Below are 13,963 nucleotides of genomic sequence, written 5' to 3'. Positions count from 1 at the left end.
ATTCGTGGCTCCCTCAGCGGCGCTACGACGCCTTCACCTTCGGTGTCGGGGCGGGCACCGCGGCTTTCGTCTTCGAGGTGGGCGTGGCCACTAAGGGAGCAGGGGCGGGTGACGGAGGTGGCGGCGGTGCGGCACTCGTGGCCGACGGTGCCGACATCAACGGGGGCTCAGTGGGAATGGCGGGCCGATACCGCATCGTCGCGATCACGACACCACCGACAATCACAGCCACCACGACCATCACGATCCCGCGGATGGACACACGTCGCTTGAGCTTTCTCCACCACATCCCCCGCACAGGAGCAGACGTTAATAGATTCGGCGACATCGCGGCCCGGCCGTCCAGCACTGTCACAGGTATTCCGTAGCCTTCGCCCAGTCTTGCGAAGAGGCGTTGGGCCGGTCGAACAGGTCCAGATCAGGCCGGTGCGTAGCGCTTACTTCAGCTGCAGAACGACGGCGTAGCCGTCATGGTCGCCGGTGGTTGTGCTCCCGGTGTTGTAGGAGTTGTCCAACGGGACCATGCCGACGAATGTCGCTTGGCCGCTGCGAATGAGCCGTATGGCCAATGCGGTGCGGGCCATATCGGACGACACGTAGGTGTGCGCGGGCAGGAAGTTGTACAGGCCAAACGTTTCGGTGCTGAACGCGCCACTCCAGACGTACCCTGAGCTGGTTTCTACCGGATCGGGTCCGAAAATCCGGCCGTGATTGTTGGGCAGAACAAAGAAGTTGTCGGAGTAGCCGGCCAGTGGCCCTGACGGTTGTTGCCCGTACATGACGTCATCGATCTCGCTCTGAAAACCGGTGCTGTGTATCAGCTGAGCCGGGAATCCTGCCCAGAACATCGCCGCGTTGAGTTTCCGCGTGGCCTGTGTTGCGGTGGTGGCCCCCGAATCCACGATGATGACGTTCACCGGCTCCAGCAGACTCCTACCCCCGTACTGCTGTCCGCCGTAGTTGGCGATCTGCTGATCGGCCCGCAACATCCACTTGCCGATGTCGCCGTAGGCGGTATGAACCTCGTCGGCGCGGCCGGGCAGCTCTGCAGTGCCGGCCGGGTTGGCGTTGGCGTACGCCTCTGCCGTGGTGAACGACTCTGTCGACGGCACGTGGTTGCCGCAGATGCGTTCAATCTCGCGACCGATCATGTGCAGGACGGCGACCATGATTGGCATCGGCGCAACGGGAGAGTCGGCATTACCGGCCCCTGGGGACTGCGTGTCTCGGGTGGGCGCTGTCGCGGTGGACGACGAAGACGAGGTGTGGCGGAGGACCGGGGTGAGGCGATCGGCGGTGGCCGGCCGCGCGGTCGCCTGCAGGCGGTTCGTCGCGCCGCGACTGTCGCCCAGCAGCGCCGGCGCAGTGACCGATGCGGGCCCCCTCGACCGTTGGCCAGAAGACCTGGCGGTCGATGACGCGCGTGGTCCGACGTTGACTGCCGCCGGACGCGACGCCGACTGCGCGTGGCGCGCACCACCGGCGTCGGGGTCGGTGCTGCCGTCCGCGTGGGCGAGCCCTGCGCCGCCGGCCACCGCCGCCCCAATTCCCATCGCCAACGCCAACGCGCCGGCGCGGCCGTGGAACCTTGCCGCATCCGCCGTGTACCGACCCATAGCTTCTCCTGTGGCGTGGTGCTCAGCTCGCCCGGAAACCATGCAGCAAACTATCCGCCGGTGAATCTATCAGCTGATGAAACGCAAGGAGCTCGTTCTTGAGTAAATCTGTTGACCGTCTGATTCGGGGATAGCAACGCACTGTCCCAGCCGGTGGCGACGAACGGGGGTGGGGGTGGCACACTCAACTGACCCCGCTCGGTTCCGGGCACTACGCGGCAATCAGATCTGCTGCGCTGCTGGGCAATTCGGTCTCAGTCAGCCACCGAAGCGACTGCGCGGTTCAGGATCTGCGGGAGCAATTCGCGATCAGCGAGATCGGACTAGGTAAACCTCTCCTTGAGATCGACGTTGTGTATACGGTGAGCCGACCATTTGGGCCGGGGTTGGCAACAGGAGTTATGACCATGAAGAAGCTGGCAGCTGCGGTAATGACCGCAATGGCGATGGCGGCAGCACCGATTGCGGTCGCGCTGGCGCCCGTCGCTCAGGCCGACGTCTGCGGCGATGTCGGCGGTCGACACGTCGACGTGGGAGGGTGCACCGATATCGCCGGTGATGCGGTTGCAGGGGCGGCAGTGGCCGGTGCGGCGATGGCGGCGCCTGAGGATGCGGCGGCACAGGCCGCGTCCGGTCAGCCGCCGTGTTACACCGCCGAAGGGGTGCCGTATTACACCCCGGGTTCGGATCCCTGCCTGCCCTGAAGTCGGTAGTCAGCCGCTGAAATACGCGGACAGTGCATCGAGGAGTCGGTGCACGTCATCGGCATTGTTGTAGGGCGCGAGGCCGATTCGGACCCCGCCGGCGGCACCGAGACCAAGGTGGCGCGCCGGTTCGTAGGCATAGAACGACCCGGCGGGTGCGTTGACGCCGCGCTCGGCAAGAAAGGCGCTGATGTGCGCCGGGTTGTGCTCGGCGAACGTCACCAGCAACGTGGGGGTCCGCTGCTGCGCGCGCGAGTAGATGGTCGCCCCTGGGAGTTGGCGTAGGCCTGCTTCGATCGCATCCCGGAGTTCGTCTTCGTGGCGCCCTACCGCGGCCAGGCTCGTCAGCAAGCGTTGACGCCGATCACCGCCGCCACCGGACAGGTCGGCGAGGAAGTCGATGGCTGCTGTCGTACCAGCCATCAGTTCATAAGGCAGCGTGCCGAGTTCGAAGCGTTCGGGCACCTGATCGGTGGATGGCATCAGCTTGTCCGGGTGCAGCCGCGCCAGCAGCTCCGGCCGTGCGGCGACCACACCGCAATGCGGGCCGAGGAATTTGTAGGGCGAACAGGCGAAGAAATCGGCACCGAGGGCGTCGACGTCAACCGATTGGTGCGCCGTGTAGTGCACGCCGTCGACGTAGAACAGCGCCCCCGCGGCGTGGGTCACCGCCGCGATGGCCGCCACGTCGGGCATCGTGCCGATCAGGTTGGATGCGGCTGTCACCGCGACGAGGCGTGTGCGCGGCGACAGCAGTGCCTCGATCGCAGCGACGGGCAGCTCCGCGGTGGCGACGTCGAACTCTGCCCAACGGACGACGACGCCAGCCCGTTCCGCGGCGATCACCCATGGTCGGACGTTGGCGTCATGGTCGAGTCGGGACAGCACGATCTCGTCCCCGGGCCCCCATTCCGCGGCCAGCGTTCGGGACAGATCAAATGTCAACGCGGTCATGCTCCGCCCGAAGATCACCCCGCCGGGGTCGGCATTGAGCAGCTCACCCAGCGCGTTACGGCATTGGCGGACAATGTCTTCGGCGTTGCGCTCGGCGGCCGTGGTGACTCCGCGGTTGGCCAGTGGGCTCAGCAGCGCGTGACGGATGGCGTCGGCGACGGCGTCGGGGGTTTGGGACCCGCCAGGGCCGTCGAAATGTGCGGCACCGTCTTTGAGTGCGGGGAAATGGGTGCGGATCGCGTCGACGTCAAACATGCCGCGATTATCTTCTGTGGCTCGGGTCCGCGCAGCCTGGGTGTGGCACGATCGCGAGCGTAACGGGATGGCGAGAGTTCGGCCGTCTGGTCGCCGTGAGGTTACATTCGCGCGGCGAGGCGACGTTACCCACGTCATGGTCTATAAACATGGTCCACTTTCACTACGTCTAGCTGGGCCAATCAGCTGAGGCGGCGTGCCTCGATCCCACCGTCGATCACTGACGCCCGCAGCCCTTTTCGGTTCAGTTTGCCGCTGGCCAGGGTGGGAATGTGGTCGGTGGTCACGATGGCCCACCTGGTGGGCACCTTGTAGGTCGACAGTTGCTCGCGTGTGCGGGCGGCGATCGAGTCCAGGTCGAGCGCCCCGGCGGCAGGCACAAGGACCGCGCATACCTCCTCGCCCCGCTGGGGATCGTCGATACCGACCACAACGCACTGCGCCACGTCGGGGAACTGCTCGATGACCGCCTCGACTTCCAGCGGTGACACGTTGGCGCCGGCCGCCTTGATCAGTTCACTGGTCCGTCCGACGTAGAACAGTCGCGGGTCATCCTCGCGGCGGTACACCTGGTCGGCCGTGTGGTACCAACCGTTTTCGTCGAACGTTTCCCAGCGCTCGCGCTTGTTGTAACCGGCCATTGTGCCGATGCCGCGGATCAGGAGCTCGCCGATGGCTCCGTCGGGGACCGGCCTGCCATCGTCGTCGACGATGCGCAGATCGGTATAGGCGAAGCCGCCCGCGGTTTCAGACATGGTGCGGTGCACGGGGAATCCGTCTGGCACATTCGTCATCGCGATGTCCAGCGGGCCGTCGCGCAGCATCGGGGCACTGGACAGGTCGCGCCCGGCGAAGCTTGGGTGCTCGCGAAGGCGTTGGGTGAATGCGGGCCATCCCACGATCCCGGTCGCGCGTTCGGTCTCGACCAGATCGAGTGCGGTCGCGGCATCGAGGTTCGGCATGACGAGCAGCGTGATCGGCGCGTGCAGCGCGCCCATCGCGGCGAGCAGGCCGCCGATCCAGAAGAACGGCATCGCGCACAGGATGCGGGGCGGGTCGTCCGAACCGGTGACCGCCGCGATGGCGGCCGGCCACTGCGAGGTCTGCCGGACCAGCGTGCCGTGGGTGTGCACGACGCCTTTGGGATCGGCGGTGGATCCCGAGGTGTGCACCATGATCGCCAGATCCGCGGGGAACACCTCATCCTGGGCCGCGGCCAGCACTTCGGCCGGTACGGCGGCGTCGTCGTCCCAGTGGCTCGCCCAGCTCCGGTCGGTCGGCCCGGTCAGCAGGATCCGGCGCAGATACGGTGCGGCGCGCAGCGCGAGCTGCTCACCGCGCTGCTCGGCCAACTCCGCCCAGGCGGCCTCGAACCGCGTGACCACGTCGATGCCGAGCACCTCGGTCGGCGCGACCAGCAGTCCGATATCAGCCAACCGCGCCACCTTGGCGATCTCGGCCGGGGTGTACAGCGTGCTCAGCGGCACGACCAGTGCGCCGATTCGCGACAGCGCCAGCCACCAGATGATCCAGTCCACTCCGTTGGGGAAGAACAAGCCGACGCGGGCGCCCTTGCCGACACCGGCGTGCAGGAGAAAGCGGGCGATCTGCGCCGAACGCCGGTCCGCTTCGAGATAGGTGAGGCGCTCGGTCGGGGTGACGAGGTAGGCGTTCTGGCCGTGGTCGTGCACCCGGCGTTCGAGCAGGGCGACGACGGTCAGCGGTGGTTCGGTCACCATCGCATCATTGCTGAGCACCCGCACGAATCGGAGGATGGGCCCTCTGACCCGTATTCTTCCTGCGTGAACGCTATCGACCCGGACAAGCTCAGTACCTGTCTGCAGGTGCTCGCCGAGGTCGGTTCGTTGCCGCCGGAGCACCCCGATGCGGTGGCGGTGCGGCTGGCCACGGCGGGAATTTTCAAATCGGTGAAACGTGCCCGCCGCCATGCCAAGCGGGACGCGGTATCCGCTGCCGACCAGGCCGTCGTCGCGGCGACTGCCACTGGCGCACCCGGCCGTATCGATGACGAGACGCAGGGCCTGCCGCTGGTCTCCAATGCCATCGGCGCCACCGCAGGCACCCTGATCCGCTCCCGGGCCTGCTACGTCTGCAAGAACCACTACACCGTCGTCGACGCGTTCTACCACCAGCTCTGCCCGGATTGCGCCGCCTTGAACCGGGCCAAACGCGATGCCCGTACCGACCTGACCGGCCGGACTGCTCTGCTCACCGGCGGTCGCGCCAAGATCGGCATGTACATCGCGCTACGGCTGCTGCGCGATGGTGCGCACACCACGATCACCACCCGGTTCCCCAACGACGCCGTCCGGCGCTTCGCGGCGATGCCCGACAGCGCCGACTGGCTGCACCGGCTGCGCGTGGTGGGCATCGACCTCCGTGACCCGGCACAGGTCGTCGCGCTAGCCGATACGGTGGCCGCGCAGGGCCCACTGGACATCCTGATCAACAACGCGGCGCAGACGGTCCGGCGCCCGCCAGGGTCATACAGCGCCCTGGTCGAGGCCGAGCGCACACCGCCGCCGGAACTGGTCTCGGGGGTCACAGAGGTGATCACCTTCGACCACGTCAGTGACGCCCATCCGGCCGCGCTCGCGGGCAGCCTCGCCGAACATCAGACCCCGCATGCCGTCACCGAGCTGGCGCTGACCGCCCGCAGCGCATCACCCGAGCGCATCGCCGCCGGGATCGCGATCGACGCCGGTGGCCTGCTGCCAGATACCGCTTCGGTGAACAGCTGGACCCAACGCGTGCATGAGGTCGACGCGATGGAACTGCTCGAGGTGCAGCTGTGCAACCAGACCGCGCCGTTCATCTTGGTGAGCCGGCTGCGGCCGGCGATGGCCGCATCATCGGCTCGCCGCAAGTATGTGGTGAACGTTTCGGCGATGGAGGGCCAGTTCAGCCGTCGCTATAAGGGGCCCGGCCACCCCCATACCAATATGGCCAAGGCCGCGCTGAACATGCTGACCCGCACCAGCGCGGGCGAAATGCTGGAGCAGGACGCCATTTTGATGACCGCGGTGGATACCGGCTGGATCACCGATGAACGTCCGCACCCCACCAAGATGCGGTTGGCCGAAGAGGGTTTCCACGCCCCGCTGGATTTGGTCGACGGCGCGGCCCGGGTCTATGACCCGATTGTGCGCGGGGAGGCCGGCGAAGACGTCCACGGTTGCTTCCTGAAGGACTACTCACCCAGTAACTGGTGACGCTCAGTTACTGGGTCGCTCAATCCGTGGGGCCAGCTGGACGATCTCGGGGACGACGCTTGGATTCGCATGTGCCATCGACACCAGCGATACCAGCGTCTCGGCAACATCGTGCAGCGCCGACATCCGCAGGGGGAGCTGTCCGTGTTGTTTCCACGACTGCAGAAGCGCTTTGAGTAAGTCCCGATCGGCGCCGCGAAGAATCTCGGTGTCCTCGGTCGGACCCATGCCGACCCGGATGATGGACAGGTGCGGATGCTCGCTGCGCCAGGCGTGCAGGATCTCGTCCAGCGCTGCCTTACTGGCGCTGTAGGCGGCCACGCCCGCCCGCGGACGGCCGACATCGAAACTCGATGCGACCAGCACGACCCCGTTATCGGAGAGGTGCGGTAGTGCGGCCCGCAACACGTTGTTGGCACCGACCGCATTGACGCTGAACGCATGTATCCAGGTGGCCACGTCGGTGTCCTCGATATGGGCAAACGGGATGACGGTGCTGGTGAACACCACGGCGTCGATACCGCCGAGTGACTCGGCCGCGGCGGTCACGACCCTGTTGATCGCCGCCGAGTCCTGCACGTCGAGTTCGTAGGCGGTGCCGCCGGTCGCCTGCGCCAGCTCGGTCAGCAGATCCATCCGCCGCGCGGCCACGGCCACTTTGGCACCGCGCGCTGCGGCGCTCGCGGCGACCGCATGGCCGATACCCGATGACGCACCGACGACGAGGAGGCGTAAACCGGCGATATCGCCGCCGCCACTGCTCATGGGACACCCGCTTTCGATCGCACGTGGGTAATTAGGTCACCCTTTGTCGTGCGGACACTACCTGGTGCCTGGGGGGACTAGTTCGCAAGAGGCCTGACGACACCCGCCCTGAATCGCACCTCGGCGCCGGGATCAAAGCGGTAGCCGAGGCCGCGGACCGTGGTGAGCACATGTGCGTGTTCACCAAGCTTGGCCCGCAGTCGACGGATATGGGTATCGACAGTGCGGTCGGAAATCGGTTCGTGGCCTGCGTTCCGATCGCTCCACACGTTGTCCAGGAGCGTGGCGCGGGAGATGGTGCGGTGCGGTAACCCCGCGAGGTAGGCGAACAGCGCGAATTCCCGGTAGGCCAGTCGCAAGGGTTGCCCGTCGATACTCACCTGGCGGTCGGCCAGGTCGATGACCAGTCCTGTCTGGGGAGCCCGCTCGGTGGTGCTGGAATGCGCATTGGCGAGTACCGATGTCACCGCCTTCTTCGCGCGCACCCCCGGTAGCCAATGGGAGATCGTCGTGCCGAATTCGTCAGCCAGTCGACGTGCCTCGGCGGCGGAGGCTTCCAGGCCGTGGGGCACATCGATGACGAGCACGATCTGCATACCGATGCTGGGCGGATCGGCTGGCGTGGGCACAGCTTGGTACACGACCATCACTGTCCGGCTCGATCGCCGTTCGGTACAGCTTTTACCTCGCGATGAGTGCAATCAGAACGCGGTGACCAATTGTCCGCGGTAGGTCGTAGCAACGAACTCGCGGGTGGATTCCGAGTGCAGCGCCGCCGCCAGCGCGTTGATGGCGGGGGTGTCGCGGAATTCCGGGCGCGCGACGAGATATTCGGCGTACGCGGGGTTGCCGCGATCGCAGTACAGTGCCGTACCGGTGTCGACGCCGAGGCCCATCGCCTGATTGCCGAACAGGAACACGATGTCGAAATCGTCGCGAACCTGCGCCAGCCGGGCACTGCTGACCTCCTTGAGCACCAGGCCGTACGGATTCGACGTGATATCGGCGATGCGTGCGATCGTGTGGTGGGCGACCGGGCATTCGATGAGCCCGAGATCTTCGAGGATGGTCAAGGACCGGGCCACGTTGACCGGATCCGCGGGCAGGGCAATTTCCGCGTAGTCCGGGATGCCCGCCAAGCCGCCGATCCTGTTGGAGTACAACCCGAATGGTTCGATGTGCACGGGCACGATCGGCACCAGGTTCTGCCGGGCGCGCTCGTTGAAATCGTCGAGAAACGGTAGGTACTGGAAGAAATTGGCATCCAGGCGGCCTGCGGCGAGCAGCTCGTTGGGCTGGTCGAAATCCTCGAAGATCTCCATCTGGAGATCGAAACCCTTGGCCGACACCATCGGACGGACGTGGTCGAGGATTTCGGCATGCGGCACCGGAGTGGCGCCCACCCGCAGCGGCGCCTTGCCCTTACCGCCAACGGCGCGAAGCGTGCTGCTCAACGGCTTCGCTCCCGGTATCCCATCCCGGCCACACTACCGACCCGCTGTGGGACCGCAACGGCTGCAGGCGTTCCGAATGTGTCCAATTGTGTCGTCCTATCACTCACGGTGACTTCAGATGTGGCCTGCGGATGGTATGTGCCTCTATGGTGCCTCATACCTATCGCCTTCCTAGCGACGAAAGACGGTCAATGATGTCCGAAACAACCACGCCCACAGAGTATCTGGGCGAACCACCGGCAGGAGCCGAGCGCAAGCTGCGCGGCAACCTCGGTGTCGCGTCGATCGTGTTCATGGTCGTGGCGGCCGCCGCTCCGCTCGGCGTCATCGGCGGCGTTGTCCCGCTGGGAATCGCCGGCGGTAACGGAGTCGGATTCCCGGCCACGTTCATCGTGGCCACGCTGGTGCTGTTGCTGTTCGCGGTCGGCTTCACGGCGATGACACCGTATGTGGAGGAAGCGGGCGCGTTCTTCTCCTATGTCCGCAAATCCCTTGGCTTTCCAACCGGTATCGGTATCGCCTTCGTCGCGGTGGTCAGCTACCTGGCCATCGAAGCCGGCGTCTACGGGCTGCTGGGTCCGGCCGGCGCCAGCATCGTGGAGCTGTTCGGTGGCCCGAGCCTGCCCTGGTGGTTGTTCGCCTTGGTGGCGTTCGCGGTGACGACCTACCTGGGCTACCGCAATATCAATCTCTCCAGCAAGGTACTTGCGGTGCTACTGACTGCCGAGATCGCCATCGTGGCGGTCCTCGATCTGGTGATCGTCGTCCGCGGCGGTGACCACGGATTGTCCACCGGCATTGTCAACCCGCACGCCATTCTGTCCGGATCAGTCGGCATTGGACTGCTTTTCGCGATCATCAGCTATGTCGGGTTCGAAGCGACGGCGATCTTCCGTGACGAGGCCCGCACCCCGGAGACGACGATTCCACGGGCCACCTACGTGTCCCTGATCCTGATCGGCGTCTTCTACGCCGTCACCAGTTGGGCGCTCATCTCAGGCTGGGGCGATGAAGAGGCGGTCACCGCGGCGACCGACTCCGGTTCGACCTTCCTTGGGGACACTGCGCAGCGCTATATCGGAACAGTCGGCGCAGACATCATCACGGTGCTGTACTTCACCAGCCTCTTCGCGTGCATCCTGTCGTTCCACAATGTGGTGTCGCGCTACCTGTTTGCGCTGTCGCAACGCGATGTGCTGCCTGCGTCGCTGAGCCGCCCGCACGATAAGCACGGTTCACCCCATCTGGCGTCGCTGTGGATCTCCGGCGTCGTCGCCGTCAGCGTCATCCTGGCCGTGGTGTTCAAACTCGATCCGGCCGCGCAGTTCTACACCTGGTTCGCCGGTGCGACGACCGTCGGCATCGTGGTGCTGTTGATCGCGACCAGCGTGGCGGTGCTCGCCTACTTCCGTACTGATCGACGCGGTTACTCACAGTGGCGGGTGCGTATTGCGCCGGCGCTGGGCCTTATTGGCCTGGTCGGGTCGCTCGTCCTGATTTTGATCAACCTCAAGGACCTGGTGGGCGGGTCGAGCATCCTGGCCTGGGTGATCATCGGGCTGTTGGTCGGCGCGTTTGCGCTGGGCGCGGTCATCGGCACCCGGGTGTCCGATAACACCGTCAGCGCACAATGACTCAGACCACATCGGCGGTGCACGATCACTCGTCGGCCGCCGCCAAGGAGCTGCTCGCGCGTATCGCCGACGGTTCGTTGACCGAGATCGAAGTTGCCTGGAGTGATCCCTTCGGCCACGCCGCCGGTAAGCGCATCCCGGCTGGACAGTTCTTGAATCGGGCACAGGGCTCAGGCTTTGCCTTCTGCGAGGCGGCGCTCGGCTGGAACGCCGATGCCACGGTGATCGACGGTCTGCGACTGACGAATTGGGACGGTGGCTACCCCGATATCTACGCGGTGCCCGACTTCTCGACCTTCCGGCCGCTGCCCTGGCGATCCGGAGTCGGACATGTCATCTCCGATATCGTCACCCACGACCGCAGCCCGTCACAGCTGGATCCGCGGGCGGTACTGCGTCGCGTCCTGGACCGGTTGGCCGGGTTGGGCTACACCGCGAAAGTCGGGGTGGAATTCGAGTTCTATCTGCTCGAGCGCGACGGGTCACCGATTCAGAGCGATATCCACGCCTACTCACTGGAGAACGCCAATGCGCTGGATCCGCTGATCGGTGATCTGTACGAAACCCTCGGTGCCTTCGTCAGATTGGAAGGGATCCAAACCGAATACGGACCCGGCCAGGTCGAGGCGAACCTCATCTACGACGACGCTCTGGACGCCGCCGATGACAGCGCCCGGCTGAAATACGCCACGAAGGAGGTGGCTCGCCAGCACGGCAAGATCGCCAGCTTCATGCCCAAACCGTTCTCTGATCAGTCGGGAAGTTCGGCGCACCTGCATATTTCGTTGTGGCAGGACGACGTGGCCGCTTTTGCGCCGGTAGGTGGCGCGGAGAGCCCCGTTGCGCTGCATGCGATCGCCGGTCTGCTCGATCACCTGCCGTCGATCACCCTGTTCGGTGCTCACTCGGTGAATGCCTACCGGCGCTTCGTCCCTGACTCCTTTGCCCCCGACACCGTCAACTGGAGCCGCGATAACCGCAGCGCGGCGGTCCGGTCGCTGGTCGAGGCGTCACCGGATGCCACTCGCATCGAATTGCGCACCGGTGCATCGGATTCGAACCCGTACTGGTTGGTGGCCTCGGCGCTGGCCGCGGTCATCGCCGGGTTGGAGGCCGGTCGGCTCCCGGACGCGCCCGCTACCGGCAACCTGTACGGCAAGGGGTCTCCGCTACCGGAATCGCTGGGCACCGCACTGGCGCTGGCCACGCAGGACGACACCATCTTGGAGATCCTCGGCGTGGATTCCGTTCTCGACTTCGCGTCGATCGCCCGTAGCGAATGGGTGCAGTACCAAGGTCATGTCAGCGACTGGGAACGCCAGCGCTACCTGGCCAGCTCATGACCGCGGTACGCGCCGAACCGCAGGGCGGCAGTGTCGAGGATCGACTGCAGCGGTTGCCTGACATCGTCGAGCGATTGCGTCGAGACGATGCAGCGGCCGAGCGGGACCGGGTGTTGCAATACGACGCGGTGCACGATCTGCGACGGACCGGGGTGCTGAGTCTGCGCGTGCCCACGCGTTACGGTGGCCCCGGCGGCAGCACGCGCCAGGTGCTCTTTGCCGTCATCCAGATCGCGCGCGGCAGTTCCAATGTGGCGCAGGCACTTCGGGCGCATTTTGGATTCGCCGAGCGGCTGCTGAGCAACCGGGCGTCTGAGGCCGAGCGGCGTGAGTGGTTCCCGAAGATCAACACCGGCGTACTGGTGGGCAATGCCATCACCGATGCGCGCGGCAAGGCACCCGGCAGCTCCGATACCACCGTGATCGAGGATCAAGGTGTGTTGCGGCTGAACGGGTACAAGTTTTACTCGACCGGCACCCTGTACGCCGATCTGATCGCGGTCTCGGCCGTCGATGCCGAGGGGCGAGACCTGCAGGCGATCATCCCCGTCGACCGGTCTGGCGTCGAACTCTATGACGACTGGGATGGCTTCGGGCAGCGGATGACCGCAAGTGGGGGAACGCGTTTCACCGATGTCGAGGTGGCCCCGGTCGAGGTCACGACGGTCTCCGATGGCGCGCACATCGGGCACTCGACAACGTTCATGCAGCTCTATCTGGCGGCCGTCGCCGCCGGTATCGCCAAGGCTGTCCTCGATGACGCGGTGGAATTCGTCCAGCGTCGGGCCCGGCCCGCGGCGCATTCGCTGACGCAGAGCGCCGCAGAGGATCCCTTCGTGCTTCGGGCGGTGGGCGACATCGCGGCCACCGCATCGGCCGCGGAGGCGCTGGTGCTCACCGCCGCCGACGCGCTGGATTCGGTGGTGGACACCGGTAGGCACGACGACCCGGACGCGGTGGCCGAGGCCGCCATCGAGGTGGCCAAGGCACAGCTGGTTGCCGAACGCCTGACGTTGGCCTCCGCGGAGCGGCTATTCGACACCGGCGGAGCCTCGGCGACGGCCCGCAGCCTCAACCTAGATCGGCACTGGCGCAATATCCGTACCATCGCCGGCCACAGTCCGCTGGACTACAAGGCCTATGCCGCAGGGAATTACGCCGTCAACGGGGTCTACCCACCCGCCAACGGATACTTCTGATGCCGCCGCGGGGACGGCACCTCGTGTTTGGCAACTGAGCCCAGCGGTCATCATTTGGGGGTGAATCTCATTCCGCTGCCCACCTCGGTGCTCACCGACGCCGATATCGCGACCGCGCTGGGACGCGTCGTGCAGATCATCGACCCCGTGCTGGATGTGCTGTGGGATACCGACCCGTTGGGCTTGAAGGAACGCACCCACCGCCTCGGTGCTGCCGACGGGGCCGTCGACAAGGCGATCGATGCGGTGGCATGGGCGCTCAACGTCGGGGATGTACCCGGTACCGCCGCCTGGGAGGCGATGGATCTGGGTGCCCGCGTCAACTGGTGGGTGTGGCGCGTCGGCGCGGTCGACACCATCGCGGTCGCATTCCCCGGCGCACTGGGCGTCGTGGGGGACCGGTTACCGATCCAGGATCTGTTCGGGTTCACCAGCCAGGCGATCGTGTTGTGTGCGGTCGCCCGTGAGTACGGCATCACCGACCGAAATAGGAAGGTCCGCCTGCTCGCGGCGGTGCTGTGCCGACGGGATCTCGACGGCGATCAAGACGGTGACCAGGACGGAGAACAGCCGCCAAAGGACCTACCGCACGCGCTGCTGCGCCTGATCGGCCTGTTACGTGCGGTCAGCGACGAACTGGCCAGGCGCCCGCAGCCCCGTGGCATCTTCCGGTATCTGGGCATGCTGCCTGCCGTGGGTGCCGTCGTCGATTACGTCGGGGAGTTCGGGGCCCTGGTGCGCACGGCCAAAGCAGGTCAACGCTGGATTGCCGCGCATCCGCGATGACTTTCGCTCACGGGCCGGGT

Annotated in this window: 13 protein-coding genes; 6 read left to right on the top strand and 7 right to left on the bottom strand. The window is 65.9% G+C overall.

The features are described from left to right. Nucleotides 1–22 precede the first annotated feature (22 nt). Together ADBZ9O_RS24120 and ADBZ9O_RS24115 are read right to left on the bottom strand one after the other, a co-directional pair. On the bottom strand, nt 23–355 hold the full coding sequence (locus tag ADBZ9O_RS24120) for a hypothetical protein (protein WP_526525499.1): 333 nt from the start codon (nt 353–355) through the stop codon (nt 23–25). Nucleotides 356–437: 82 nt separating this feature from the next. After that, the gene (locus ADBZ9O_RS24115) at nt 438–1,616 is read right to left on the bottom strand and encodes a hypothetical protein (RefSeq protein ID WP_526525498.1); all 1,179 of its coding nucleotides are present in this window, start codon (nt 1,614–1,616) and stop codon (nt 438–440) included. A 407-nt stretch (nt 1,617–2,023) separates the two neighbouring features. On the opposite strand from ADBZ9O_RS24115, the gene ADBZ9O_RS24110 reads away from it, so the two are divergent. After that, nucleotides 2,024–2,320, top strand: a complete 297-nt coding sequence (locus ADBZ9O_RS24110) for a hypothetical protein (RefSeq protein ID WP_526525497.1) — start codon at nt 2,024–2,026, stop codon at nt 2,318–2,320. Between the two features lie 9 nt (nt 2,321–2,329). Here the strand turns inward: ADBZ9O_RS24110 and ADBZ9O_RS24105 are convergent, their stop codons facing one another. Further along, entirely contained in the window at nt 2,330–3,529 is a 1,200-nt protein-coding gene (locus ADBZ9O_RS24105; RefSeq protein WP_526525496.1) for a cysteine desulfurase-like protein, read from the bottom strand. Nucleotides 3,530–3,711: 182 nt separating this feature from the next. After that, nucleotides 3,712–5,268, bottom strand: coding sequence for a class I adenylate-forming enzyme family protein (locus tag ADBZ9O_RS24100; protein WP_526533440.1), 1,557 nt, complete (start codon nt 5,266–5,268; stop codon nt 3,712–3,714). 63 nt (nt 5,269–5,331) lie between these two features. On the opposite strand from ADBZ9O_RS24100, the gene ADBZ9O_RS24095 reads away from it, so the two are divergent. Further along, nucleotides 5,332–6,762 (top strand): SDR family NAD(P)-dependent oxidoreductase, encoded by a 1,431-nt coding sequence (locus ADBZ9O_RS24095; RefSeq protein WP_526525494.1) that lies wholly within the window; start codon nt 5,332–5,334, stop codon nt 6,760–6,762. A gap of 3 nt (nt 6,763–6,765) precedes the next feature. On the opposite strand, the gene ADBZ9O_RS24090 is transcribed toward ADBZ9O_RS24095, so the two are convergent. The 3 genes from ADBZ9O_RS24090 to ADBZ9O_RS24080 form a co-directional block, all read right to left on the bottom strand. After that, nucleotides 6,766–7,527 carry an SDR family oxidoreductase gene (locus ADBZ9O_RS24090; protein ID WP_526525492.1) on the bottom strand — a complete coding sequence of 254 codons (762 nt, stop codon included), beginning with the start codon at nt 7,525–7,527 and terminating at the stop codon, nt 6,766–6,768. Between the two features lie 77 nt (nt 7,528–7,604). Continuing rightward, nucleotides 7,605–8,168 (bottom strand): winged helix-turn-helix domain-containing protein, encoded by a 564-nt coding sequence (locus ADBZ9O_RS24085; protein ID WP_526525491.1) that lies wholly within the window; start codon nt 8,166–8,168, stop codon nt 7,605–7,607. 60 nt (nt 8,169–8,228) lie between these two features. Next, on the bottom strand, nt 8,229–8,981 hold the full coding sequence (locus tag ADBZ9O_RS24080; RefSeq protein WP_526525489.1) for a MetQ/NlpA family ABC transporter substrate-binding protein: 753 nt from the start codon (nt 8,979–8,981) through the stop codon (nt 8,229–8,231). A 194-nt stretch (nt 8,982–9,175) separates the two neighbouring features. On the opposite strand from ADBZ9O_RS24080, the gene ADBZ9O_RS24075 reads away from it, so the two are divergent. The 4 genes from ADBZ9O_RS24075 to ADBZ9O_RS24060 are packed head-to-tail and all read left to right on the top strand — an operon-like array spanning nt 9,176 to nt 13,943. Continuing rightward, a complete protein-coding gene (locus ADBZ9O_RS24075; protein ID WP_526533438.1) occupies nt 9,176–10,615 on the top strand; it encodes an amino acid permease in 1,440 nt (479 codons plus the stop codon). After that, the gene (locus ADBZ9O_RS24070; RefSeq protein ID WP_526525488.1) at nt 10,612–11,958 is read left to right on the top strand and encodes a glutamine synthetase family protein; all 1,347 of its coding nucleotides are present in this window, start codon (nt 10,612–10,614) and stop codon (nt 11,956–11,958) included. The genes ADBZ9O_RS24075 and ADBZ9O_RS24070 overlap by 4 nt, the downstream gene beginning before the upstream one ends. Continuing rightward, entirely contained in the window at nt 11,955–13,157 is a 1,203-nt protein-coding gene (locus tag ADBZ9O_RS24065; protein ID WP_526525486.1) for an acyl-CoA dehydrogenase family protein, read from the top strand. Before ADBZ9O_RS24070 ends, ADBZ9O_RS24065 begins: the two co-directional genes overlap by 4 nt. A 60-nt stretch (nt 13,158–13,217) precedes the next feature. Beyond that, complete coding sequence (locus ADBZ9O_RS24060; protein WP_526525485.1) at nt 13,218–13,943, top strand: hypothetical protein; 726 nt, start codon at nt 13,218–13,220, stop codon at nt 13,941–13,943. Nucleotides 13,944–13,963: the final 20 nt, after the last annotated feature.

Origin of the sequence: Mycobacterium sp., from assembly GCF_965229105.1 — a bacterium.
Lineage (GTDB): Bacteria > Actinomycetota > Actinomycetes > Mycobacteriales > Mycobacteriaceae > Mycobacterium.
Note: the sequence above shows the minus strand (reverse complement) of the source record. Positions and strands in the feature narration are given on the sequence as shown.

Coding starts and splice junctions, on each gene's coding strand:
- ADBZ9O_RS24115 (WP_526525498.1), bottom strand. CDS start 1,616: ATGGGTCGGTACACGGCGGATGCGGCAAGGTTCCACGGCCGCGCCGGC.
- ADBZ9O_RS24110 (WP_526525497.1), top strand. CDS start 2,024: ATGAAGAAGCTGGCAGCTGCGGTAATGACCGCAATGGCGATGGCGGCA.
- ADBZ9O_RS24105 (WP_526525496.1), bottom strand. CDS start 3,529: ATGTTTGACGTCGACGCGATCCGCACCCATTTCCCCGCACTCAAAGAC.
- ADBZ9O_RS24100 (WP_526533440.1), bottom strand. CDS start 5,268: ATGGTGACCGAACCACCGCTGACCGTCGTCGCCCTGCTCGAACGCCGG.
- ADBZ9O_RS24090 (WP_526525492.1), bottom strand. CDS start 7,527: ATGAGCAGTGGCGGCGGCGATATCGCCGGTTTACGCCTCCTCGTCGTC.
- ADBZ9O_RS24075 (WP_526533438.1), top strand. CDS start 9,176: ATGTCCGAAACAACCACGCCCACAGAGTATCTGGGCGAACCACCGGCA.
- ADBZ9O_RS24070 (WP_526525488.1), top strand. CDS start 10,612: ATGACTCAGACCACATCGGCGGTGCACGATCACTCGTCGGCCGCCGCC.
- ADBZ9O_RS24065 (WP_526525486.1), top strand. CDS start 11,955: ATGACCGCGGTACGCGCCGAACCGCAGGGCGGCAGTGTCGAGGATCGA.